Origin of the sequence: Microbispora triticiradicis (assembly GCF_005864065.1) — a bacterium.
In the GTDB taxonomy this organism is placed as follows: Bacteria; Actinomycetota; Actinomycetes; order Streptosporangiales; family Streptosporangiaceae; genus Microbispora; species Microbispora triticiradicis.
Window position 1 is genome coordinate 167,561 of sequence record NZ_VANP01000001.1, and the last position, 24,234, is coordinate 191,794.

The 24,234-nt window shown below is 72.5% G+C and carries 19 protein-coding genes; 2 read left to right on the plus strand and 17 right to left on the minus strand.

The window, feature by feature from the left end; all coding sequences use genetic code 11:
* Positions 1-922, plus strand: a 922-nt coding sequence (locus tag FED44_RS00820) for an NAD-dependent epimerase/dehydratase family protein (RefSeq protein WP_138459880.1), incomplete at its 5' end; no start/stop codon positions are given.
* A gap of 450 nt (positions 923-1,372) precedes the next feature.
* Here FED44_RS00820 and FED44_RS00830 read toward each other — a convergent pair.
* The 11 genes from FED44_RS00830 to FED44_RS00880 all read right to left on the minus strand — a co-directional run bounded on the left by FED44_RS00830 (position 1,373) and on the right by FED44_RS00880 (position 16,169).
* On the minus strand, positions 1,373-2,479 hold the full coding sequence (locus tag FED44_RS00830; RefSeq protein WP_208758776.1) for a DegT/DnrJ/EryC1/StrS family aminotransferase: 1,107 nt from the start codon (positions 2,477-2,479) through the stop codon (positions 1,373-1,375).
* 25 nt (positions 2,480-2,504) lie between these two features.
* The gene (locus FED44_RS00835) at positions 2,505-3,158 is read right to left on the minus strand and encodes an acetyltransferase (RefSeq protein WP_208758777.1); all 654 of its coding nucleotides are present in this window, start codon (positions 3,156-3,158) and stop codon (positions 2,505-2,507) included.
* Positions 3,155-4,633 (minus strand): oligosaccharide flippase family protein, encoded by a 1,479-nt coding sequence (locus tag FED44_RS00840; protein ID WP_208758778.1) that lies wholly within the window; start codon positions 4,631-4,633, stop codon positions 3,155-3,157. Before FED44_RS00840 ends, FED44_RS00835 begins: the two co-directional genes overlap by 4 nt.
* Positions 4,630-5,883, minus strand: coding sequence for a glycosyltransferase family 4 protein (locus FED44_RS00845; protein ID WP_138459427.1), 1,254 nt, complete (start codon positions 5,881-5,883; stop codon positions 4,630-4,632). Before FED44_RS00845 ends, FED44_RS00840 begins: the two co-directional genes overlap by 4 nt.
* Positions 5,880-7,010, minus strand: a complete 1,131-nt coding sequence (locus tag FED44_RS00850; RefSeq protein WP_208758779.1) for a DegT/DnrJ/EryC1/StrS family aminotransferase — start codon at positions 7,008-7,010, stop codon at positions 5,880-5,882. Before FED44_RS00850 ends, FED44_RS00845 begins: the two co-directional genes overlap by 4 nt.
* On the minus strand, positions 7,007-8,188 hold the full coding sequence (locus FED44_RS00855; protein ID WP_138459428.1) for a glycosyltransferase: 1,182 nt from the start codon (positions 8,186-8,188) through the stop codon (positions 7,007-7,009). The genes FED44_RS00850 and FED44_RS00855 overlap by 4 nt, the downstream gene beginning before the upstream one ends.
* On the minus strand, positions 8,185-9,177 hold the full coding sequence (locus FED44_RS00860; protein ID WP_138459429.1) for an NAD-dependent epimerase/dehydratase family protein: 993 nt from the start codon (positions 9,175-9,177) through the stop codon (positions 8,185-8,187). Before FED44_RS00860 ends, FED44_RS00855 begins: the two co-directional genes overlap by 4 nt.
* 49 nt (positions 9,178-9,226) lie before the next feature.
* Complete coding sequence (locus FED44_RS00865; protein WP_111700626.1) at positions 9,227-10,258, minus strand: Gfo/Idh/MocA family protein; 1,032 nt, start codon at positions 10,256-10,258, stop codon at positions 9,227-9,229.
* Between the two features lie 69 nt (positions 10,259-10,327).
* Positions 10,328-14,044 (minus strand): DUF4082 domain-containing protein, encoded by a 3,717-nt coding sequence (locus tag FED44_RS00870; protein WP_167521350.1) that lies wholly within the window; start codon positions 14,042-14,044, stop codon positions 10,328-10,330.
* A gap of 394 nt (positions 14,045-14,438) precedes the next feature.
* Positions 14,439-15,452: a TolB family protein gene (locus tag FED44_RS00875; protein WP_138459431.1), complete on the minus strand. Its 1,014-nt coding sequence runs from the start codon at positions 15,450-15,452 to the stop codon at positions 14,439-14,441.
* A gap of 117 nt (positions 15,453-15,569) precedes the next feature.
* The gene (locus FED44_RS00880; protein WP_111700623.1) at positions 15,570-16,169 is read right to left on the minus strand and encodes an acyltransferase; all 600 of its coding nucleotides are present in this window, start codon (positions 16,167-16,169) and stop codon (positions 15,570-15,572) included.
* A 35-nt stretch (positions 16,170-16,204) separates the two neighbouring features.
* On the opposite strand from FED44_RS00880, the gene FED44_RS37950 reads away from it, so the two are divergent.
* Positions 16,205-17,050 (plus strand): glycosyltransferase family 2 protein, encoded by an 846-nt coding sequence (locus tag FED44_RS37950; protein WP_208758780.1) that lies wholly within the window; start codon positions 16,205-16,207, stop codon positions 17,048-17,050.
* A 29-nt stretch (positions 17,051-17,079) separates the two neighbouring features.
* Here FED44_RS37950 and FED44_RS00890 read toward each other — a convergent pair whose 3' ends face one another.
* From FED44_RS00890 to FED44_RS00915, 6 genes are all read right to left on the minus strand, one after another.
* On the minus strand, positions 17,080-18,837 hold the full coding sequence (locus FED44_RS00890; RefSeq protein ID WP_138459432.1) for a WecB/TagA/CpsF family glycosyltransferase: 1,758 nt from the start codon (positions 18,835-18,837) through the stop codon (positions 17,080-17,082).
* Positions 18,834-19,979 carry a hypothetical protein gene (locus FED44_RS00895; RefSeq protein WP_138459433.1) on the minus strand — a complete coding sequence of 382 codons (1,146 nt, stop codon included), beginning with the start codon at positions 19,977-19,979 and terminating at the stop codon, positions 18,834-18,836. Before FED44_RS00895 ends, FED44_RS00890 begins: the two co-directional genes overlap by 4 nt.
* A gap of 39 nt (positions 19,980-20,018) precedes the next feature.
* Positions 20,019-21,275: an MFS transporter gene (locus FED44_RS00900; protein WP_138459434.1), complete on the minus strand. Its 1,257-nt coding sequence runs from the start codon at positions 21,273-21,275 to the stop codon at positions 20,019-20,021.
* A gap of 1 nt (position 21,276) precedes the next feature.
* Positions 21,277-22,137 carry a dTDP-4-dehydrorhamnose reductase gene (gene rfbD / locus FED44_RS00905; protein WP_138459435.1) on the minus strand — a complete coding sequence of 287 codons (861 nt, stop codon included), beginning with the start codon at positions 22,135-22,137 and terminating at the stop codon, positions 21,277-21,279.
* 78 nt (positions 22,138-22,215) lie between these two features.
* A complete protein-coding gene (gene rfbB, locus FED44_RS00910) occupies positions 22,216-23,172 on the minus strand; it encodes a dTDP-glucose 4,6-dehydratase (protein ID WP_138459436.1) in 957 nt (318 codons plus the stop codon).
* On the minus strand, positions 23,169-24,233 hold the full coding sequence (locus FED44_RS00915) for a glucose-1-phosphate thymidylyltransferase (RefSeq protein ID WP_111700618.1): 1,065 nt from the start codon (positions 24,231-24,233) through the stop codon (positions 23,169-23,171). The genes rfbB and FED44_RS00915 overlap by 4 nt, the downstream gene beginning before the upstream one ends.
* Position 24,234 lies beyond the last annotated feature (1 nt).

The following is a 24,234-nucleotide window of genomic DNA, read 5'->3' on the forward strand; positions in this document are numbered from 1 at the left end:
CGAAGGACATGAGGTCATGGCACTGGCCAGATCGGGCCCGAGCATCCAGCGGGTACGCGCCGCTGGAGCCGAACCCGTGCCCGGCGATCTCGCCGAACTCGGCCGGGCCGACTCCCCCGGGCCGACGTGGCTCGCCAGGCTGCGCGAGGCCGACGCGGTCGTGCACGTCGCGGCTCACATGGAGTTCTGGGGGCCCGACTCGCTCTTCGAACAGGCCAATCACGTGCCGACGGCCGCCCTGCACGCCGCGAGCGTCGCGGCCGGGGTGCGACGCTTCGTGCTCATCAGCGCCGCGTCCGTCTCCACGGGCAGTCAACGCCGTCCCGTCGTCGACGAGTCGACGCCAGAAGGCCGGCCGAACATCGCCTACAGCCGCGTCAAGCTGGCCACCGAGCGCGCGCTCCTGAAAGCCCGCAGCGGGAAGACCGAACTGGTGGTGCTCCGCCCGCCGTTCATCTGGGGCCGCGGAATGACGACGATCAACGAGATGGTCAGGGTCGCCGAGGCCGGACGGTTCGCCTGGATCGACAACGGCCGGCACATCGTCGACTTCGTACACGTCGAGAACCTGGCCGGTGCCGCGATCCTCGCGCTCACGCGGGGCCGCCACAAGGGGGTCTACTACGTGACGGACGGCACGCCGATCCCCATCCGCGACTTCTTCACCCCCTTACTGGCGACCCGCGGCGTGGATCTGTCCAAGAGCCGCAGCGTCCCTCTGGCGATGGCGGCGCCCATGGCGGCGATGATGGACCGCACCGCACGCCTGCTTCGCCGCAAGACGGCGCCGCCGCTGACGAACTGGCTCGTCAGCTTCACCGGCCATGACCGTTCCTACGACATCACCGCCGCCAGGAAGGAACTGGGCTACTCGCCTGACGTGACGCTGGAGAAGGGCCTGGCGGAGATGAGCTACTCGTGAGTTGACGACCTCGCGCGCCGCGGTCGCACGCCCTCGCCGACTGTGGTAACCAGACGTGCGATCGCCCAACAGTCAAGAGGCGAAGAACCGAATTCGATGCCGTGCCTTGTGCTATTGGTCCATGAAATGACTAAGTGGTCTCGTTCGTAAGTCCGTCGGGGGTGCATGGGTCAGCGTTGGCTGAGGTAGAGGCCGCAGGCACAGTCGAGCCCTGGCAGTAGGCCTCGTGGATATTCATCCGCGACCCCGACTTCGCCACCAGGGCCGCCCGCCTGCTGGACCTCTACCAGCGGGTCTGGGACGGGCAACCTCACCTCGTTGAGAAGGTCATGACCGCCGAACCCTACGCCTCCGCCAAGCGGGTGTTCTGGGTGGTCGACAAGGGCTCCTCCCACCGCGGCAAGGCAGCGGCCGACCGGCTCGCCGTGCGGTTCCCGAACGCGGCGATGGTCACAGCGCCTTGCGGAGCGCCCCGGCCACCTCCTCCTGCTGTTCCGGAGTGATGTGCGGGAAGATCGGCAGGGAGAGGATCTCTCCGGCCGCGCGCTCGGCCACCGGGAAGTCGCCCGCGCGATACCCGAGGTCCGCGAACGCCGGCTGGAGGTGCACCGGCACCGGGTAGTGGATCTGGGCCTGCACCCCCTGCTCGTGCAGACCGGCGAGCACGCGGTCGCGGTCGCGCACCCGGATCACGTAGAGGTGCCAGACATGGTCGGTGCCCAGCGCCTCCTCCGGAGAGGCCGGGATCGTCACCCCCGCGTCCACGAGGTCGGCCAGCAACTCGCCGTAACGGGCCGCCGCCCTCCGCCGCCGGTCGTTCCACTCGGCGAGCCGCCGCAGCTTCGCACGCAGCACCACGGCCTGGAGAGTGTCGAGGCGTGAGTTGAAGCCGAGCGTCTCGTGCCGGTATTTCACGACGCTGCCGTGGTTGCCCAGCAGGCGCACCCTTCTGGCCAGCTCGGCCGAGCCGGTGGTGACCGCGCCCGCGTCGCCGTACGCGCCGAGGTTCTTGCCGGGGTAGAAGCTGGTGGCGGCGATGGCTCCGAATCCGCCGGCGCCGACTCCGTCGCGGGTCGCGCCCTGGGACTGGGCGGCGTCCTCCAGGACCGGAACGTCCCCGGCGACCTCGGCGATCCGGTCCATCCGGGCCAGCCGGCCGTACAGGTGGACGGGGACGATCGCCGCGGTGCTCGGGGTGATCGCGGCGGCGAGCCGGTCCGGGTCGATCAGCAGGCGGGCCGGCTCGGCGTCGACGAGGACCGGCCGTGCCCCCGCCCTGAGCACCGCCTCGGCGGTGGCCACGAACGTGTTGGCGGGCAGGACCACCTCCGATCCGGGTCCCGCCCCCAGCGCTCGCAGCGCGAGTTCGATCGCGTCGGTGCCGTTCGCGACGCCGACGCAGTGCGCGACGCCGCTGAAGGCGGCGTACTCCTCCTCGAACGCGGCCACGTCCGGCCCCTGCATGAAGGCGGTGGAGCCGAGCACGCGGGCGAAGCCGGCGTCGATCTCCTCCGCCACCTCCTCGTGAGCGGCCCGCAGGTCGACGAACGGGATCACAGAAGCTCCTTCTGCCATGTGGCTGTCACGTTGGATTCACGGGCGCCGGGCGGAGGTACCGGGCGGGGTTGCCCGCCCACACCTCGCCCTCGGGCACGTCCCTGGTCACGACCGATCCCATGCCGACGAGCGACCAGGCCCCGACGGTACGGTTCTCCCGGACGAGCGCCCCGGCGCCCAGGTAGGCGCCGCGGCGGATCCGCACCCCGCCCGCCAGCCGTACGCCGGAGGCGATGGTGGCGAAGTCCTCCACCACGTCGTCATGGGTGAGGGTGACGTGGGGCATCACCGCGACGTGGGCGCCCACCTCGACCGAGGCGGTCAGCACGCACTGTGCCTGCACCACCGATCCGGGACCCACCCGGGAGGTTGCGGACACCACGGCGGTGGGGTGCACGAGGGTGGCGTACCGTTCCGCGGGCAGGCCGAGCCGTGCCACGATCCGGAGGCGGCTGGCGTAGTCGTCCGGCCTGCCGGTGCAGACGACGAGCCGGGCGTGGTCCGGCAGCGCGGCGACGCCGCCGAGGACGGGCAGGCCGTCCACGAGGGTCCCATGGCGGGCCGGGTCGTCGTCCAGGAAGCCGAGCAGCCGCCAGCGGCCGGCGGACGCCAGCGCCAGCTGGGCGGTCTCCCTGGCGAAACCCCCCGCCCCGACGAGCACCAGATCCTCGGGGATCACGTCGCAGCCTCCGCCGCCACCGCGCCGGCGCCCCGCAGGCCGCGCAGCGCCCCCCTCTTCAGGTAGACGAGCGCGCCGACCACCGCCAGCGTGACGGACCCCGCCAGGAGCAGGGCCACCACGTCGATCCTGATCAGCCAGGCGATGAGCGCGGCGGCCAGCCCGGCGAGCAGGCCGCCGGCGACGCCGGGCGCGACGCTCGCCGCCAGGCCCAGCGCGCCGACCCCGACCCGCCTCAGCTCGCGCAGGTAGATGGGCAGCACGACGAGCACCGCGACGGCGACGTGCGCGACGCCCGCCCCGGCGAAGCCGTACGCGCGCACCGCGACCACGAGCGCCGGGGCGAGCAGGATCAGCCAGATCACCTGCACGGTGAACACCACCCGTGAGCAGGCGAGCACCACGAAGTAGTCGTAGACGAGCTCGTAGGCGATCCGCAACGCGCCGAAGACGGCCAGCCACACCAGGGCGGAGGCGGCCGGCTCCCACACCGGTCCGTAGACGAACCGGACGAGCGGCCCGGCGGCCCCGGCCAGCAGCAGGCACACGGGCACCGTCACCGCGACGAGAAGCCCGGCCGTGGAGGTGAAGGCCCCGCGCAGCGCCGGCGGGTCGTGCTGCAGCCGGGCGAAGGCGGCGGGGGCCACGCTGCGCACCGGCTGGGAGAACACGCTCACCGGCCAGTTGGACAGGTTGAAGGCCAGCACGTAGAAGCCGAGGGCGGTGGCCCCCAGCAGATGCCCCACGACGAACTGGTCGAGGTTGGCGACGAGGAAGACGACGATGCTCGACCCCGCGAGCGGCAGGCCGAACCGCAGCAGCCTGCGGGCCACCGAGAGGTCGAACCCGAGCCGGAGCCCGCCGGGCGCGAACCCGATGTACAGGAGGGCCGACCCGGCGGCCCCGGCCAGGCGCCCGACCGCGAGGCTCATCGCGCCCCATCCGGCCAGGGCGAGGGCGATCGACACGAGCGCGCCCAGCCAGTTGTTCACCTGGTCGGCGACGGCCTTCCTGTCCTGCCTGAAGTATCTCTGGAGCATGGCGGCGGGGGCTGCCACCGCCCCGCTCACCAGCACGTTGAGGGCGAGCAGCCGCACGACGGGCGCGGCCTGCGGATTGCCCATGGCCGCGGCGAACGCCGGCGCGCCGGCGAAGCAGGCGAGGTAGATCAGGCCGCTGGAGACGAGGGAGATGGTCGCGACCGTGGGAGCGATCTCCTTCGGGTCCCCCGGCCAGCGGACGATGGCCAGGCTCACCCCCAGCTCGTTGAAGCTCAGCACGGCCAGCAGGGCCACCATGGCGACGGCGAACGTGCCGAACTCGGCCGGCCCGAGCAGCCGGGCGAGCACGATGCCGATGGCGAGCGTGCTGAGCCTTCCCACGACGGTGTTGACGAGGCTCCAGCCGAGGGCCCGGGACGCCTGCCCGAACAGAGAGTCGCCGTCCCGCACCCGGATGCTCCGTAACCGGCTCACCGCTTGTCCGCCATCGGCTCCCGGGGGGTGGCACGGGCCGCCGCCACGGCGTTGAAGTCGTCGGCGGGCGCCCGGCCCCGCGCCCGCGCGTACTTGCGGCGCACCTTGTAGCCGACCACGGCGGCCGACGAGCCGAGCGCCGAGCGCAGCGAGCCGCGCGGGCCCGCCCCGGTCAGCGCGTCCCGGTAGACGCCCTCCTGCACGCGGGCCGCGCTCTGGAGACTGAAACGCTCCACGACGAGCGAGCGGCCGAAGGCGCCGAGCTCGGTCCGCAGTCCGGCGTCCGTCAGCAGCGGGCGAAGCGCCTCCTCCAGCCTGCGGGGACCCTCGGCGGCGCCGTTCCCGAGGCCGTACCAGCCGCCGGTGAGGAAGCGGTCGACGGTCCGCGGGGTGAGCGTCTCGAAGAACCCCGCCTCGCCCTGCACGACGAGCGGGCAGCCGAAGGCGAGGGCGCGCAGCGCCGACCCGCCCATGCCGATCGCGACCGCGCCGCACGCGTACGCCGGCCGGGGGTCGAACAGCTCGCCGGTCAGCACGACGACCCGCTCACCCGCCCTGGCGTTGGCCTCGGCGGCCCGCCGCTCCACCTGGTCGCGGGCCGCGCCGTCGCCGACGACGACCAGCCGGACCGGCAGTTCGGCGGCCAGGCGGCCCACGACGTCGACGGCCGTCAGCAGGCCCTCCAGCTTGAGCTCCGGCACGAGGCGGCATACCACGACGACGTTGAGCCGGTCGTCTCCCAGGCCGAAGCGGGCGGTGAACTCCCCGGAGGGGACGCCGGGCGCGTTGGCGACGACGTCCACCGGCGGCTCGATGAGACGCACGTACCGGCGGCGCCCGGCCTCCAGCTCCCGCAGTTCCTCTGTACCCACGACGAGCGGCAGCTCGGGGGGCAGGAACGGCGCGACGCCGGCGGACATCACCGTGCACACGGCCGCGGCGGACGACCTGCCGAACGTGGCGAAGTACGCCTCCAGTCCCGGCGGCCACTCGTATCCGTGCACGACGTCGATGCCCCGCTCGGCGACCAGCCTTCTGATCATCCGGATGGTGGGCGGGTCGGGGCGCCGCCTCGCCGGGTCCAGCTCGACGTGTTCCAGCCCCGCCGCCCTGACCCGCTCGACGAGCGGCCCGGGATCGCTCACCAGCATGACCTCGTGTCCGAGGTCGCGTACGGCTGCCGCGAGCTCGATGGCGTTGAGCTGGCTGCCCCCGACCTCCATGGTGTGGGGGTAGACGAGGATCCTCATGCCCGGCTCGCCGCCCTGATGACTCCCACCACGACCTCCTGGTCCCGCTCGGTCAGGTCGTGGTGGAGCGGCAGGATCAGCGAGTCGCGGGTGAGCCGCTCGGTGACCGGCAGGTCGGCCTTCGCGTCGGAGGCGTACGCGGGCTCCAGGTGAGCCGCCATGATGCCGCGCCGGGCCGACACGCCCGCCTCGCCGAGGAGCCGCAGCAGCTCGTCGCGGCCGACCGGGAAGTCCTCGGGCGGCAGGACCCAGAAGCCCTGGTAGTTGGTCTCGCCGTGCCGCGGGTCGCGGATCGCGTACAGGCCCGGGATGTCGCTCAGCAGGTCGTGGTAGCGGGCGGCCAGCGACCTGCGGCGGGCGACCATCGCGTCGAGCTTGGCCAGCTGGACCAGGCCCAGCGCGGCCTGCATGTCGGTCATGCGGTAGTTGAAGCCGGTCTCCAGGTACTGCTCCAGGATGGGGGTGGCGCCGGCGGCGTGCCTGTCGGCCGCGCTGACGCTCATGCCGTGCTCGCGCAACCGCCTGGCGCGGGCCGCCCACTCCCCGTTCCCCGTGGTGATCATTCCGCCCTCGCCGGTGGTGAGGAGCTTGCGCGGGTGGAACGACCACGCGGCCACCAGCGCGTCCGCGCCGACCGGACGGCCCTTGTAGACCGAGCCCGCGGCGCACGCGGCGTCCTCGACGACGGCGATCCCCCGCGGCTCGCAGACCGCGCGCACCGCGTCGGCGTCCGCCGGAGTGCCCGCCTGGTGCACCAGGATCACCGCGCGGGTACGGCCGGTCAGGGCCGCCTCCACGGTCTCCGGGGTGAGGTTGGCGGTGGTGGGCTCGACGTCCGCGAAGACGGGAACCGCGCGGAGGTAGCGGACGGCGTTGGCCGTCGCGATGAAGGAGAGCGAGGGCACGACGACCTCGTCGCCCTCCTCCACCCCGGCGAGCAGCAGTGCGAGGTGGAGCGCGGTCGTGCAGGAGGACAGGGCGACGCCGTGGGCGGCGCTCATCCTCGCCGCGAACGCCGCCTCGAACTCCGCGACCCTCGGCCCCTGGGCCACCCAGCCGGACTCCACCGCCGCGGCGACCGCGGCCGCCTCCTCCGGCCCGAACCACGGCTTCATCACGGGTATCACGCCCGTGACACCTCCCTCGTCTCGTTGTCGAGCAGCCCGGCCAGCGCCAGGGCGCGTTGCGACCAGTCGTGCCGCGCGGCGAAGGCCCTGCGGCGCCCGGCCAGGCCGGGGGTGCGCGGCTCCCGCCCCGCCTCCGCGACGGCCCGGGCGAACTCCTCCGGCGAGCGGGCCGTCCTGATCAGCTCCCGGCCGTCCGGCTCGCTCCGCAGCAGCGCGGTGGCCGGCAGTTCGGAGGAGACGACCGCGCGGCCCGCCGCCAGGTACTCCAGCGTCTTCAGCGGAAAACTGGCCTGGTTGAACGGGGTGTCGGCGTACGGCGTCAGTCCCACGTCGATCATCCGCAGGTAGGACGGAAGCTCCGCGAAGGGTTTGTGCCCCACCCATCGGACGGTGGGCCGCCGGATCAGCTCGTCGAACCGGCCGGGGGCGAAGCCCGGCTTCCGGGGGCCGACGAGGAGCAGCGGTCCGGCGGCGGCCACCGCCTCCAGGAACGCGATGTCGGTCCGCTCGTTGATGTTGCCCACGAACCCCGCGACCGGGCCGTCCGCCGGAGTGAAGGGCACGTCCGGCGGAGGCGGCGCGTCGTCCGCATCGGCGTAGGCGGCCACGTCGCAGCCGTTCGGGACCAGCTCGGCGGCCCGCCCGAGCGCGGCGAACCGGTCGCGCAGCGCCGGGCTGACCACCGCGACCGCGTCCGCCTTGCGCAGTTGCCGCGCCTCGGCTCTGATCATGGTCCGCACCGGCAGTCCCATCATCGGGGCGCCGGCCACCAGGTCGTCGGTGGCGTAGAACAGGGTGCGCGCGCCCTCGGCCGTGCCGAGGACGTCGTCGTAGTTCGCGGCGATCACCGCGTCGGCCCGCCGTCCCAGGCCGCGCAGCGCCCGCCGTACCGCACGGCGGGTCAGCGCGACGCCGAGCGGGTAGACGCCCGGCCGGGTGCGCGCGGGCGGCACCCGGACGGTGAGCAGGGTCAGGCCGGGACCCGCCGCGTCCAGCGGCGGGCGTGCCAGCGTGCCCGCCAGCTCCGGCCTCCGCCTGCGGGCCGCGACCGCGACGGGCGGGTTGACGTAGAGCACGTCGCGTCCGGTGGCCAGGCGGTCGGCGATGTGGCGGTCGGTCCCCGCCACGGAGCCGTCGTAGTGGCTTCCCGCGAAGTAGACGAGGAGCCCTTCGCTCACCGCGCCCGGCCACCCGCCGCCGCGTCCGTCGCCTCCCGCCACCAGGCGACGAGGCGGGAGAGCCCCTCCTCCAGGCCGATCTCCGGCTTCCAGCCGAGGAGCTCCACCGCGCGGGAGATGTCGGCGAGCCGCCGCGTGACGTTGTTCACCTGGCGCGGCGGCCCGTACTCCGGCCGCAGGTCACTGCCCATCACGCGGAGCAGGGCCTCGGCGAGGCCGGTCAGGCTGATCTCGGTGCCGCCGGCGATGTTGAAGACCTCGCCGCTCACGTCGGCCGCCGCCGCGGCCAGATTGGCCCTCGCGATGTCCTCGGTGTAGACGAAGTCCATCGTCTGCTTGCCATCGCCGAGGATCAGCGGCGGCTGCCCTCCGGCGATCCGCTCCATCCATCGGATGAGCACTTCCGTGTAGAGCCCGTGGACGTCCATGCGGGGGCCGTAGACGTTGAAGTACCGCAGCGCCACGTAGTCGAGGCCGCGCGTGGCCCGGAAGCTGCGCAGCATGCCCTCGTTGTACAGCTTCGCCGCGCCGTAGAGCGTGTCGTTGTCGTACGGGTGGTGGTTCTCCGAGGTGGGGAAGACCTCGGCCAGGCCGTAGACGGAGGCGGAGGAGGAGGCCACGACCTTGCGCACGCCCGCGTCCACCGCCGCCTCGACCACGTTGAGCGTGCCGTTGACCAGGACGTCGTTGGCCAGGCGGGGCTCCTCCACGCACTGGGTGATGCGGATGGCCGCCAGGTGGAAGACGTAGTCCACGCCCTCGGTGAGGCTCCTGACCAGGTCCCGGTCCAGGATGTCGCCTTCGACCAGGCGCACCGCCCCGCCCGCCTGCGCCAGGTTCTCCCTGCGGCCGCGGACGAGGTTGTCCAGGACGACGATCTCGCCGGCTCCGGCCCGCGCGAGCTGGTCGGCGACGGCCGATCCGATCGTTCCCGCACCTCCGGTGACGAGGCATCGGCTGCCGGTCAGTGCCGGGTACGCGTGTGTCATTGACTCCTCATTCGATTGGTCGGATCACCGAGTGGGGACGGGGGGATGATCACAGTTCGACCCGTACGCCACCATTGTTGAGGCTGCGGGACGCCGCTTCCAGCAAACGCAGGATCCGCAGCCCGGAACGTCCGTCGGTCAGCGGCGCCCGGCCCTCGGCGATGGCGCTCGCGAACTCGCTCATCACCCCGCGCAGGGCCTCGCCTTCGGGCAGGGCCGGCACATGGATGTCACCCAGCCGGTAGGAGATGAGGGCCCGGTGGCGCTCGTCGGGGCCGAGCTCGCCGGGTCGCCGGTCCACGCCCCGGTCGTAGACGCCGACCCGCTGGGAGGGGTTCAGGTCGTCCCAGACGACCGTGCGGCGCGAACCGCCGAGCACCATCGTCCGGATCTTCGTGGGACTCAGCCAGTTGACGTGGATGTGGGCGATGCTCCCGGTGGACAGCCAGAGGGTCAGGTAGGCCACGCAGGTGCGGCCCGCTCCGATCGGATCCGCGCCGTGCGTCGCCACCGCGATCGGCCGCACGTCGTCGGGGAGGACGAAGTCGAGGATGGACAGGTCGTGGGGCGCGAGATCCCACAGGACGTCCACGTCGGGCTGGACCAGCCCGAGGTTGATGCGGACCGAGTCGATGAACTGGACGTCGCCCACGCCGCCGCCGCGGACCAGCTCACGGATGTGCCGGACGGCGGGGGTGTAGCAGTAGGTGTGGTCGAGCATGAGTGCCAGGCCCGATTCCTCGGCCAGCTCGACCAGTTTGCCCGCCTCCTCCGCGTCCGGTGTGAGGGGCTTCTCCACCAGCACGTGCTTGCCGGCTTCGAGCGCGGCGCGGACGAGTTCGAAGTGGGTGGCCGCCGGGGTCGCGATGGCGACGGCGGCCACGGACGGGTCCGCGAGCACCTGCTCGACGGACGCGGTGGCCCGCACCGTGGAGTAGGACCCGAGCACCGACCGGGCTCGGCCGAGGTCCAGGTCGCAGAGCCACTCCAGCCGCAGTGCGGGCGTCGCCTGCGCGTTGCGGACCAGGTTCGGCCCCCAGTACCCGGCGCCGATGACGGCCAGCCCGATCGGTGAAGACACTGTTGTCCCTTCTGTCGAGACACAGGGCGGCGGGCCGCGCCGCTTCCCGGCACGGCCCGCCGCCTCTGCCTAGGGGTGGAAGACGACGTCGACCCAGTAGTTGGCGCCGTTGTAGGTGTTCTGCGGGAACTGGGACGCGCCGCCGTAGGCGTACACGCCGTTTCCGGCGGATCCGCCGCCGTTGGCGAGCGCGGTCAGGTGGCCGTTGACGGCGGGACCGGAGTTGAAGTAACCCCCGTCTCCCGAGTAGTGGCCGTTCGGCGCGTAGTAGGACGCGACGTACGTCGTGCCCGCGGCGATCGGCACCGGGGTGGTGAACAGCAGCGTCTGCCAGCCGCCGGACGTCTCGGCGGAGAAGGTGCCGGTGGCGAGGCGCGTGCCGTCGGCCGCCCACAGGCTGCCGATGTGCGTTCCACTGTTGCCCGGGCCCTTGTAGAAGCGGATCCCGGTGATCTCACCGGCCACGTCGGACCGGAACTTGACGCCCACCTCGATGCCCGAGGCGTCGTTCTCGGCCACGTTGCCGGGAACGGCGTCGCTCTCCCAGATGGAGCACGGGCAGGCTCCGGTCGTCGTGAACGACCACTGGGTCTGCACCATGGTGTTGCCCGCGTCGTCCTTGGCTCCGCTCACCCGCACCGTGTACTGCTTGCCGTCGCCCAGGGCGGCGGCCGGTGTGAAGGTGAGCACCTTCCTGGCCGGGTCGAGCGAGGCGCCGCCGCTGACCAGCACGCCGCCCGGCCCCTCCACCGTGATCACCGGGGTGCCGGTCTGCACGGCCTCGCTGAAGGTCGCCCTGATGGCGGTGGAGGCCGGGACGCCGGTGGCGGCGTCGGACGGCGCCTTACGCGCGACGGTCGGCGCGGCGACGTCCGGCGGCACCGAGAACATCACGTCGACCCAGTAGTTCGAGGCCCCCCACGACCCGGTGGGGAACCGCCGGGAGCCGTAGGCGTACACGCCGTTGCCCCCCTCCTGGCCGTTGCCCAGCGCCGTGAGCGGCCCCCGGGTGACGGCCGAGGACAGCCCGGAACTCGTCACCGCGTAGTTGCCGGCCATGGTGTGGTACGACGCGACGTAGGTGGTGCCCTCGGTGACCGGCACCGGCGAGGAGAAGGTCACCTCCTGCCAGCCGAGGGTCGACTCGTTGTTGAAGGTGGCCGAGGCGAGGGCGGTGCCCGCGGCCGACCAAAGGGTCCCGATGTGGGTACCGGTGTTCGCCACGCCCTTGTAGAAGCGGATGCCGGTGATAAGACCGTCGACGGAGGCGCGGAACTTCACACCGAGCTCCACCTCGCTGGGGTCGTTCGTGCTCGCCGTCGCGGGAAGGGCGAGGTCGTCCCAGATGGAGCAGGGGCACTGCCCGGGGGGCAGCGTCGCCTTCGCCGTGACGAAGGTGAAGCTGTAGGTCCCCTGCATGGTGTTGCCCGCCGTGTCCTTGGTCCCGCTGACGGCCACGGTGTAGCCGGTGTTCGCGGCGAGCGCCCCCGACGGGGTGAAGGTCAGCTTGGCGGCCGAGCCGTCGAGTGACGCCGTGCCGGGGATCGTGACGCCGCCCGGGCCCTTGACCGTGAGCGTCCCGAAGCCGCTCTGGATCGGCTCGTTGAACGTGACCGTCGGGGTCGCGTTCGTCGGCACGCTGGAGGAGCCGGCGTACGGCGTCGCGTTGACGACGCTCGGCGGGAACGTGTCCTGGGTGGCGAACACGACGTCCACGCCGTAGTCGCCGCCCCGGTAGGAGCTGTTGGGGAATCCGGCGCCCATCCGGTAGACACCGTTGCCGTCGGCTTCCGCGGTGCTGGGCGCGGTCAGCGGCGCCCGCGAATACGACTGGCCCCAGAAGGCTCCGGGGGTCGAGGAGTAGCGCCCCGCCGGCGCGTAGTAGGAGGCGACGTAGGTGGTGCCCGCGGTCACGGTGACGGCGCCGGGGAAGACCAGCGTCTGCCATCCGGTCGCGGTCTCGTTGACGAACGTGCCGGTGGCGAGGAGCGTTCCGTCGGTCTTCCACAGGGAGCCCGTGTGGGTCCCGCTGTTGCCCGTGCCCTTGTAGAACCTGACGCCGGTGACCCAGCCGTTGACCGACGGGCGGAACTTCACGCCGAGTTCCAGGGCCGAGGTGTCGGTGCCCGTCGGGATCGACGGGACGTAGGAGGGCGGGTAGAGGCTGCACGGGCACTTGACGGTCACGTTGCGCCCGGCGCCGGGTGTCTCCAGGTTGGCGCTGTCGTCGACCGCCCGGCTCTTGATGTTCACCGTGCCGGACCCGGTGGCCGTCCAGGTGTAGGACCAGCTCTCACGGCCGTTCGCGGGATGCCACGTTGCGCCGCCGTCGGTGGAGACCTCCACGCCGCCGACCCTGCCGCCGCCCGAGTCGGACGCGGTCCCGGTGACGGTCACCGTGGCGCCGCTGTTCAGCGACGCGTTGAGCAGCGGACTGGTGATCGTCGACGTCGGGGCGGTGTGGTCGGACGACGCGGCGGCCGCGTCGAGGTCCGGCATCAGCGAGGCGGGCTGCACGCCCATGTCGGCCAGGACGTTGACCGTGGCCTGCTGCATGTTCGGGTCGGCGGCCGGGGTGTCGCCGTCGTGCTCGGCGTCGAGGCCCCACGCCCACTGGACGGTGCCCGCGCCGAACACGAGGGCTCCGCTCGCCGCGCGGTACATCGTCAGACTGTGGGTGGCGGTGCCGTCCGCCACGTTCGTGCCCCAGTCCTGGATCTTCGCCGGGACGTCCACCGTCGTGCTCGACATGCGGAACAGACCGGCGGGACGCGACCCGTTGTCCACGTCCTCGTCCCACTCGTATCCGAGCGTGCCGTCGGGCAACGTCGTGGGCTGACCGAGCAGGGCGCGAGTGGCCAGGTTCGTGTTGCGCCAGAGCCGCAGCCTGCCCTCGGCGGCGGGGACGGTCATGGCGTAGGTGCAGCAGTTGACCGTCCACAACGTACCGGTGAGGCTGTTCTCCGGCTTGCCGCCGTCGGCCGGCGGGCTGAAGCGCGGATCGCGCCAGGTGCCCGTCCAGGTCCCGGACGGATCGGTCTTCGCGTTGTCGTGGGTTTCCTTGTAGCTGACCAGCGTCCGGTACGGGGCGTCGCCGGCGCCGTTCTCCCACCGGGTCTTCCAGAAGACCTCGTTGCCGCTGAAGAACGCGAGGTTGACCCCGGCGTCCCTGGCCGCGGTGAAGGCGTCGCGCTCGGCCCCCGACCAGTACTCGTCGTGGCCGACCGACAGCAGGGTCCTGTGGTGCAGCAGCGCGCCGGGGTTCCGGGCCACGTCCATGCTGCCGACGTAACTGATGTCGTACCCGTTGCGCTCCAGGAAGCGGACCATCGGGTACTCGGCGTTGAACAGGTAGTCCCGGGCGGTCGTGCCGACACGGTTGTGGAACGGGCGGTTGTAGCTCACCTTGACGGCGCGGCCCGTGGCCGTGTTGGCACTGCCAGAGTACAGGCTGTTGCCGCCCCAGTCGTTGTACGCCTGCCAGGTGGTGTCGGAGGTCTTGAAGAGCAGGGCGCTGGTGCTGGCGTCGTTACGCACCACGAACACGATCTTGTTGCCGTCGGTCGTGCCGTCCGTACGCACGAGGTGGGCGAAGTAGATGCCCGAGATCTGGCCGGACGGGACCACCCAGCTCGCCACGGTGTTCCAGGAGCACTCGGTGAGACCGGTGGTGTCGTTGGTGGGGCAGGTGGCCGGGTTGGCCCGGGCGACGGCGACGTTCGGCGTCAGCTCCGTGACGAACCGCGCGCCGTTGCCCTGGTAGTAGCCGAGCCGGTAAATCTTCACCGTGAACGCCGTGGCGCTCGTACGGATCTTGAAGTTGACCGTGGCGCCGGAGGCGACGCTGAATTGGTCGGAATATCCCTCAATAGTGGATCCGTCGGATGTATCGCGCTCTGAATCCCATTCGTCCGGAGATGTCCCCGAAATCTCATTTTCGCAGGTAATCGCGTTTCCACCTGGGCCGCAGGCCCCCGCGGCCTGCGCCGGAACGGGAATCGCGAACACGGCGAACAGCGCGCCGAGGATGGCGACTCGAAGTCTCATTGACGTTCCTTACAAAGTAGGTGCCGCAGGCGCATCGGACGCCGGACGTACACCAGAGAAAACCCACATAATCGACGTCACCTGAGCCACATCGGTTTACCGGTATGAGGGACCAGATGGAGCGATCCATCGCTCACCCCGCCACGGCGGGGGAACGGGCGTCGCGCAGGAGCGGACGGGGCGCCCCGGAGCCGTCGGCGGGCACGGTGTAGACGTCGGTGGTGTTCTCGCCGCGTACCCGTGCGTACATCACGTCGTGGTCGTCGAGCCAGGCCGCCTGGTCGTCGACGGAGGCGGTCTCGGCCAGTTCGACGTCGCGTCCGCTGCGCAGATCGAGGACGTGCAGCCGCCAGATCGCGGTGCCGTCGGCGACCCGCTTCTTGTAGACGACCCGCGTCCCGTCCGGGGACAGCGACGGGCACTCGACGTTCTCCCGCACCGTCTCCATCCGGCGCCTCGCGAAGTCGCCCCGCACCAGATAGGTGGAGCCCCCGGTCGACACCGTCGCGTAGAAGCGGTTGTCGTCGTGGTCGAAGGTGACCCCCCAGTAGTTCAGGTCGGCCGGCCGGTGCACCTTGCCCTTCATCACCAGCGTGAACGCCTCCAGGTTCTCGACGAGGGCGCCGGTCCTGGTGTCGAGGACGCCGGTGCGGGTCGAGAAGCCAAGGCCGGCGTAGGAGTCCCCGTTGACGAAGACCGTCCAGGAGACCATGCGGCCGGTCGGCGACACGCGGGCGCGGCTCGGCGCCCCCGGCAGCTCGATCCGCCGCGTCTCCCGCAGCCGGGCGTCCACCATGACCGCGTAGAACCTGGCCACCGCCGAGCGCACCGCCGTCAGGCAGACGCCCGAACCGGCCGCCGTGTAGAAACGCACGCACTCCAGCCCCGACACCTCCCGGGGTCCGTCCGCGGGCACCGGACCGGACGGCAGGCCGGTGGAGGCCACCTTTCCGCCACCCGCCCCGGCGGTCACGAACACCAACCGGCCGCGCCCGTCGAGGTCGACCCGGCCGGGCCGGGAGGACGCCGCGGCCGCCGTCGTCTCCTGCCGCACCCGCTTCGCCGCGTTGGCCGTGTAGACCCACGCCGCGACCGCCAGAAGGACCGTCGCGGCCGCCAAGGCCACCAGACGCGTCCGCGTGCTCATCGTCACTTCTCCGCTTTCCGCCCCTGGCATCCGGCGTCTCGCGAAGCGCTCGCCGTGCCCTGCCCGACGGCCGCCAGGGCTGTTTCAGTGCTGATCGGGCGCTTTCCGCCGCCTGTTTCAGGCGAGGGCGAGCAGCCCCGCGTCCTCCACGTACCGCTCGCCCGTCTCCGGACAGATCCATCCGCCGTCCGAGGACGGCGTGAGCGGCCGGCCCGCTCGCCCGACCCATCCGATCCGCCGCGCCGGGTTGCCCGCGACCAGCGCGAAGTCGGGCACGTCCCGGGTCACCACCGCGCCGGCGGCGACCAGCGCGTACCGGCCGATCGTCCGTCCGGCGACGATCACGGCCCGCGCTCCGACGGCCGCCCCCTCCCGCACCTGGACGCCGCGGGCCTCCCAGTCCCCGTCGCGCTTGAGCCGTCCGGTCAGGTCGGCCGAGCGCGGGTAGAGGTCGTTGGTCAGCACGGCAGCCGGGCCGATGAAGACGCCGTCCTCCAGCACCGCGGGCTCGTAGACGAGCGCGTAGTTCTGGACCTTCACGTTGTCGCCCAGCACGACGCCGGGGCCGACGTACGCCCCCCGTCCGAGGATGCAGGAGACGCCTATCCGCGCCTTCTCGCGGACCTGCGCGAGATGCCAGACCCGGGTCCCCCTGCCGATCGCCGCGCTCGGGTCGACGTCCGCCGAAGGGGCGATAACGGGTTCCTCGGTAGTCATGCCACTCCTCGGGTGTTCGGTGAATAATCCGGTCCATGACCGAGACCGTCCCGGCCGCCATGACCGTCGTCGTCCCGGCGCACAACGAGGCCACCGTGATCGGGCGGCTGCTCTCCGGGCTGCTCCGTGACGCCGAGCCGGGCGAGATGGACGTCGTCGTGGTCGCCAACGGCTGCACGGACGGCACCGCGGACGTCGCCCGCGGCTTCCCGGGGGTCCGCGTGCTGGAGACGCCCGTGCCGTCCAAGCGCGAGGCGCTGCGCAAGGGCGCCGCCGCGGCCTGCGTCTTCCCGATCCTCTACGTGGACGCGGACGTCGAGCTCGGCACGACCGACGCGCGGGCGATGTGCGCCACGCTGAGGGCCGACGGCGTCCTCGCCACGGCACCCGAGCGCGCGCTCCCGCTGGCGGACCGGCCCTGGCCGGTGCGTTCCTACTACGCCGTCTGGAGCCGCCTGCCCGAGGTGCGGGCGGGGCTGTTCGGCCGGGGCGTCATCGCCGTCGGCGAGGAGGGTCAGGCGCGGCTCGACGCCCTCCCCTCCGTCATGGCCGACGACCTGGCGGCCTCCCTGGCGTTCCAGCCGCACGAGCGGGCGGTGACGGGGACGGCGAGGGTCGTGGTCCACCCGCCGCGCACCCTCGGCGACCTGATCCGCCGGCGGGTCCGCGCGGTGACCGGAGTGGCGGAGCTGGACGGAAGCCCGGGCGGGCGGACGGCGCGGACCGGGGTGCGCGACCTCGTGGGCATGGCCCGCTCCCCCCGGCTGGTCCCCCACCTCGCCGTGTTCCTCGCGGTGACCCTGCTCGCCCGCACCCGTGCCCGTCGCGCCGTACGGCGCGGGGACTTCACCACCTGGCTCAGGGACGACAGCAGTCGCTGACGCCGTCCCGCCGGCGTCGCGGAGGCCGGTCATGACGGCGATCGGGACGGCCATCCCCGCGTCCACTGCGCCCTGGCGGCCCACAGCGCGCGCCAGTCGTCCCGGCGCGACGTGGGACGCCCCTGCCTGGTCGCGTCGGGCGGGCTCATCCATCTGCTCAGCACCGCCCGCAGGAGCACCCCCGACTTCAGCAGCAGGACCGCCGCCCACCGCGTGCCGGGCGTGAAGTGCCGCCGGATCAGGGTGACCTTCCCCGTGTGCAGCATGACCTGCTTGCGCAGACTGCTCGACGAGAGGCCGCCCGGGTGCACGAACGCCGCCGTGGAGGTGACCATCGGGTGGTAGCCCATCCGCGCCGCCCGCAGGCAGAGGTCGGCGTCCTCGCCGTACATGAAGAACGCGCGGTCGAACCCGCCGAGCTCGTCCCAGGCATGCCGGTCCACCAGCATCATCGCCCCCGTGACGATCGGCACGCGCGACTCCTCCGGAGCGCCGCCCGGCGCCGGGGCGGCCCACGGCCGGGGCGTCTCGGGGTCGAGAAGCCGGTGGCCGGGGAAGGCCGTGCTCAGGCCCAGGCCGAAGCAGAGCGCCGACCACAGCGTCGGCCGGCCCCACCACGAGCGCGGGTCGCTCTCCCCGCTCTCGGTGACGCATCTGCCGCCGATGATCCCTGCGTGGGGGTGCCGCCGCGCCGCCTCGAGCAGCGCGGTGACCGCGCCGGGCTCCAGCTCCGCGTCGGGGTTGACGAACAGCAGATGCCCGCCCCTCGCGATCCGGGCGCCGGCGTGACATCCCCCGGCGAAGCCGTCGTTCTCCTCGCGGGCCACGATGCGGGCGCCGGGCGCCGCCCCCCGCACCACGTCCACCGTGTCGTCGCCGGAGGCGTTGTCCACGACGACGAGCTCTCCCGTGATCCCCTCGCCCCGCGCGTGTTCGAGCGCCCTGTCCACGGCTTTCAGGCAACCGGTCACGTAACCCGCGCTGCGGTAGGTCACCACGATCACCGAGACGCCCAGATCCGGCCGGGCGGGCCTCGGCGCCGCAGCGCTCGCCCCCCTCATCCGCTCCAGCGCGGTCATGCGGATGAACGCCCCGTTCGTGCGGAGATAGCGCGGCCCTAATCGCCGGGGCTCCTGGAGCAGCCGGTAGAGCCACTCCAGCCCGGCCCGCTGCCAGGCGAGGGGAGCCCGCCTGACGACCCCTGCCAGCACGTCGAAGGAGCCGCCCACGCCATGCACCACGCAGGCGCCGGTGCGTTCGCCCCAGGTCTCGAGGAACCTCTCCTTCCTGGGCGACGACATGCCGAGGAAGAGCAGGTCGGTGCCCGCCGCGCGGATCTCCTCGGCCACGGCGCCCGCCTCCTCGTCCGAGAAGTAGCCGTCCCTGGCTCCCGCCACGACCAGACCGGGGTGGCGCCGGCGGATCTCCGCGAGCAACGCGTCGAGCACCTCGCGGGTCGCTCCGAGGAAGAACACCCGGTGGCCGCGGCGCTCGCTCTCCCCGAGCAGTGACGTGAACAGGTCGATGCCGGCCACCCGCTCCGGCAGGGACCGGCCGAGCAGCCGGGCGGCCCACACGACCGCCTGCCCGTCGGCCAGGATCATGTCGCACTGGACGACGGACCGCCGCAGTTCCGGCTGGGCCCGCATGTGCACGAGCTTCGCAGCGTTCACCATGCCGATCGACAGGAACGAGCGCGTCTCGACGGCGGACACGCACCGTTCGACCGCGTCCCGCAGCGTGAGCGGATCGATCGGCGTCCCGAAGACCACGGCGGGCGCCCTCACTTCGCGAGCTCCTCGAACAACCAGGCGTAGAGCAGCCACCCCAGCTCGTACGGCCGGCACTCGTGGTCGACCGCCACGGGCGGATAGACCCTGTCGAGCACGCCGATCCGCGTGCCCCTGCTGACCGCCGTGGACATCGCGCGTACGCCTCTGACGAGTTTGCGGGGATCCTCCCGGGCGGCCTTACGCCAGGTCAGGCCGAGCTCTTCGACGATCAGTTCCTCGCCGGTCTCCGGTCGCCCGGTCATCCAGCCCAGCCCCAGGCGGATCGCGTCGAGGTGCGACGTGCCGCCCGCGTCCGCGAGGTCGAGCAGCGCCATCGGCGCCATGGACAGCTGGTGGACGCTGTACACCGGGTAGCCCTCGACCACTTCACCCGTACGGGCGTCGTAGTGCCACCACCACTGGCCCTGCGGTCCCTGGACCCCGCAGATGCCCGCCGCCACGCGCTCGGCGGCGGCGAGCGCCTCCGGGTCGCCGCCGCTCACGACGTGCAGCCGGGCGAGGGCCTGCAGCGGGTAGACCTGGTCGGCGAAGCAGCCGACATGAGCCCGGTACCAGGGCGCGGACCCGATCACATGACGGTAGAGCCGGTCCTCGCCGAGCCCCGCAAGGAGGCGCCCGCGAGCCTTCCGGAGGCGTTCGCCGAGGCCGGAGGTCTCCCCGGCCGCCGTCGCCGCGGCCAGCGCGGAGAGCGCCCACGCGGCCTCGACCGTCGGGACCGGTCCGTCGAGGGCGTCCTCGACCTCGGCCAGCCGGGCGAGGGCGAGGCCGAGGTCGCCGTGCCCGCTCTCGGCCGCGGCCCAGCAGATCAGCGCCACGTCGCCGAGTCCGGTCACCTCCGGCAGGCGCTTGACCAGGTGCCCGGTCAGGTCGAGGGCGGTGTCGCCGGCGAGCGCGGCGCGCTGCCCGTCCTCCGGCAGAGCCGCGACGCCGAGCGCGACGATGGCGCTGTACCTGATGCTGCGCCCCTCAGGCACCGCCGTCCACCGTCCGTCGGGTCCGCGCCGGCCACGGCGGGTGAACACGAACTCTCCGTCGGAGTAGCCCGGAGGAAGCCCGCGGATCGACAGGGCGACCATGCGGTCGACGAGGTCGGCGGCGGCGGGGTCGGCGGCGCGGAGCCGATCGAGACGGGTCACAGCTCAGCCCTCCGGCGGCCGTACGACGTACCGCGATGTCTACTCTTCACCGGTACCTCCATTTCTGGGGAGAACGAGGAAGGCGGCCACGAGCGTGATCGCCAGCCCGGCCGCCATGACGCCCACGGCGGCCCGCGGCCCGAGCCAGGACCACAGGACGCCGAAAATCCAGGAGGCGGCCATCGCGGCGAGCGCCTGGCCGGTCTGCACGACGGCGAGCCCGGTGGCCCGGCGCCGTTCGGGGAGGAGCGGCCCGGCGAGCGCGCTGACCACGCCGTCCGTCGCCGCGTAGCCGAGCCCTCGCAGAAGCAGCACGGCCACGGACACCACCGGATGGTCCGCGGCGAGCACCAGGAGGTAGCAGGCGAGCAGCGCGCCGTACCCTCCGAGGACGACCTTCGGCCGGCCGAGACGATCCGCGAGCCGGCCGGCGGGCACGGCGGCGAGGAGATAGGACGCGGACACGACGACCGGCAGCAGCGGCAGCCACCGCGCGGCGACGTCGAGCCGCTCCAGCACGAGGAGATAGAGGAAGGCGTCGCTGATCGTCGTCAGCGACAGGGGCACGACGGCGAGGAGCACCCGCCGGAAGGGCCCGGGACCGAGCAGCGCCGTGGCCTGGGCCAGCGAGACCCGCGCGCGCCCGCGCGCCACCCCGTCCGGCTCCCGGACGAACAGCACGAGCACCAGCACGCCGAGGACGGCCACGCAGAAGCTGGTGACGAAGACGGCGTCATAGGAGTTGAGCGCCAGTTCCAGCACGCCGAAGGCGACGAGCGGACCGGCGAGGGCTCCCGCGGTGTCGAGCGCGCGGTGCACGCCGAAGGCGCGGCCCTGCGCCTCGTACGGCGCGCTCAGCGAGATGATCGCGTCACGCGGGGCCGTCCGCAGGCCCTTGCCCGCCCGGTCGACGCCGATGACGAGCCCGAGGAGGGGCGCCGACCTGCCGGCCAGCAGGAACCCGAGCTTGGTCACCGCCGAAAGGGCGTAGCCGGCTCCGGCGACCGCCTTACGCCGCCGGAACCGGTCCGCGACGTGTCCCCCGGCGAGGCGCAGCACGGCGGTGGCGCCCGTGTACACCCCGTCGAGCATCCCGAACTGCACCGTGCTCATGCCCAGGCCGAAGACGAGGTAGAGCGGCAGGATCGCCGTGACCATCTCGGACGAGACGTCCGTCAGCAGGCTGACCATCCCGATCGCCAGGACGTTGCCCGTGACGACCCGCAGCGGACGCCGTCCGGACGGCCGTTCGTCCCGGGGCCGCGTGTCCCCCGTTCGCGCCTCGGACAGGTACATGTCAGGCCACCAGCGAGGGCCAGGCGGCGTGCAGCGCGTCCCGCCAGTGGCGGATCGGCGCCAGCCCCGCCCGGGACCAGGCGGCGTGGCCGAGCACGCCGAAGGCGGGCCGGGGAGCCGGTCGCGGGAAGGCGGCGGAGGCCACCGGGCGCACCCGGTCCGGGTCGGCGCCGAGCAGCGTGAACACCTCGCGGGCCAGGCCGTGCCAGGAGGTGCTCGCGGAGCTCGTGCCGTGGTAGACGCCGGGGGGCGCGCCGGCCCCGATCATCCGGATGATCTGGTGGGCCAGGTCGTCCGTCCAGGTCGGCTGGCCGAACTGGTCGTCCACCACGTCGACGGTCGGCCGCTCGCCCGCCAGCCGGATCATGGTGCGGACGAAGTTCCCGCCGGTCGCGCCGTACAACCACGCCGTGCGCACGACGTAGCCGGAGTCGGGCAGCGTCTTGAGGACCGCCTGTTCGCCCGCGAGCTTGGTGCGCCCGTAGGCGTTCAGCGGAGCCGTCGGCGCGTCCTCCGCGTACGGCCGCCGCGCGGTGCCGTCGAAGACGTAGTCGGTGGACGGCTGCACGAGCCGCGCGCCCACCTCCCCGCACGCCTCGGCGAGGACCCGCACGGCGTCGCCGTTGACGGCGAGCGCCTCCTCCTCATGGATCTCCGCGTCGTCGACGGCGGTCCAGCCGGCGCAGTTCACCACCACGTCCGGCCGCAGTTCGCGGACGGCCGGCCGCACGGCCGCCGGGTCGCGCAGGTCCAGCCGGGCACGGTCCAGCGGCACGACCTCGTGCCGTCCGGCCCGCAGCACGGCGACCAGGGTGCTGCCGAGCATGCCGCCGGCACCGGTGATCAGCCATCGGGGGGTCATCAGGTTCGCTCTCGGGGTGCTCGGGTCGGTGCCGTGTCGTCGTGGGCGGCGTCGTCGTTGGCGGTGTCGTCGTCGGTGTCAGGGCCGGGCCTGCTTGAGGGGGCGCCACCAGTCCGCGTTTTCGACGTACCAGCGGACGGTGGCGTCGAGGCCCTCGTCGAACGCGATCCGGGGTTCGTAGCCCAGGGCGCGCAGCTTCGTGTCGTCCAGGGAGTAGCGGCGGTCGTGGCCCATGCGGTCGGCGACCCGCTCGACCCTCTCCCACTCCGCCCCGAGCGCGGCGAGCAGCTTCTCGGTGAGCCGCAGGTTCGTCAGCTCCGCCGTGCCGGCGACGTGGTAGACCTCACCCGGCTGCCCGACCTCGGTCACGAGCCGGATCGCCCGGCAGTGGTCGTCGACGTGGATCCAGTCCCTGATGTTGCCCCCGTCGCCGTAGAGGGGCACCTTCAGCCCCTCCAGCAGGTTGGTGATGAAGAGGGGGATCACCTTCTCCGGATACTGGTAGGGCCCGTAGTTGTTGCCGCACCGGGTGACGGAGACCGGAAGCCCGTAGGTCACCCCGTAGGCCAGGGCGACCAGGTCTCCCCCCGCCTTCGCGGCCGCGTACGGCGAGCGCGGGCGCAGGGGCGCGGACTCGTCCCAGGACCCGGAGTCGATCGACCCGTACACCTCGTCGGTCGAGACGTGCACGACCTTCCCGACCCCCGCGTCGAGGCACGCCTGCATCAGCGTCTGCGTGCCGAGGACGTTCGTCCGCACGAACGGCGCGGCGCCCGCGATCGACCTGTCGACATGGGATTCGGCGGCGAAGTTGATCACGAGGTCGTGGCCGGGAACCACGTGCGCCAGCAGCTCCGCGTCGCAGATGTCGCCGTGCACGAAGTCGAAGCGCCCTGACACGGGCTCCAGGTTCGCCGGGTTGCCCGCGTACGTGAGCGCGTCCAACACGGTGATCTTGTCATTGGTCTCGGCGGCGGCCATCCGGACGTAGTGGGAGCCGATGAAGCCGGCGCCGCCGGTGACGAGCACTCTCATGGGGAGATCTGCACCTTACTGTGATCACCGAGCACGAGCCGGTGCGCCTTGGGCGTGTTGGGGGCCGGAGTGACCTCGACGTCGTGTCCGATGAGCGAGGCCTCGATCCGTCGCACCCCCTGGATCGACGCACGGGCAAGCACGATGGAGTACTCGATCTCGCTGTCCGTCAACCGGCAGTCCTCCCCCACCGAGGTGAAGGGACCGACGTAGGAGTCCGTGACGACGGTCCGGGGGCCGATGATCGCGGGACCCACGATACGGGAACCGCGGACCGACGCGCCCGCCTCCACCACCACCCTGCCGATGAGCTCGCAGTCGCGGACCTCGCCGTCCACCCGGGGCTCCACCGCTTCGAGCACGAGGCGGTTGACCTCCAGCATGTCGGCGACGTTGCCGGTGTCCTTCCAGTACCCGGAGATCACCTCGGGCTCGACGTCGTGCCCGGTGTCGATGAGCCACTGGATGGCATCGGTGATCTCCAGTTCGCCCCGCCCGGACGGCTTGAGTTCGGCGACCGCCTCGTGCACGACCGGGGTGAACAGATAGACCCCCACGAGCGCGAGGTCGCTCTTCGGAGCGCGGGGCTTCTCCTCGAGTCCGACGACGCGTCCCCGCGCGTCCAGTTCTGCGACCCCGAACTGACGCGGGTCGGAGACCTGGGTGAGCATGATCTGGGCGCTCGGGCGCCGGGCACGGAAGCGCCGGACCACCCCGTCGATGCCGCCGACGACGAAATTGTCGCCGAGGTACATGACGAAGTCGTCGTCGCCCAGGTAGTCGCGGGCGATCAGCACCGCGTGCGCCAGTCCGAGCGGCGCCTCCTGGCTCAGGTAGGTGACGTCGAGCCCGAAGGCCGAGCCGTCCCCGACCGCGGCCTCTATCTCGGCGCGGGTGTCGCCCACCACGATGCCGGCCTCCCGGATCCCCGCGGCCGCGATCGCCTCCAGGCCGTAGAACAGGACGGGTTTGTTGGCCACCGGAACCAGTTGCTTCGCCCGTGTGTGGGTGATGGGTCGTAACCTCGTCCCGGCTCCGCCGGCGAGCACGAGGGCCTTCATG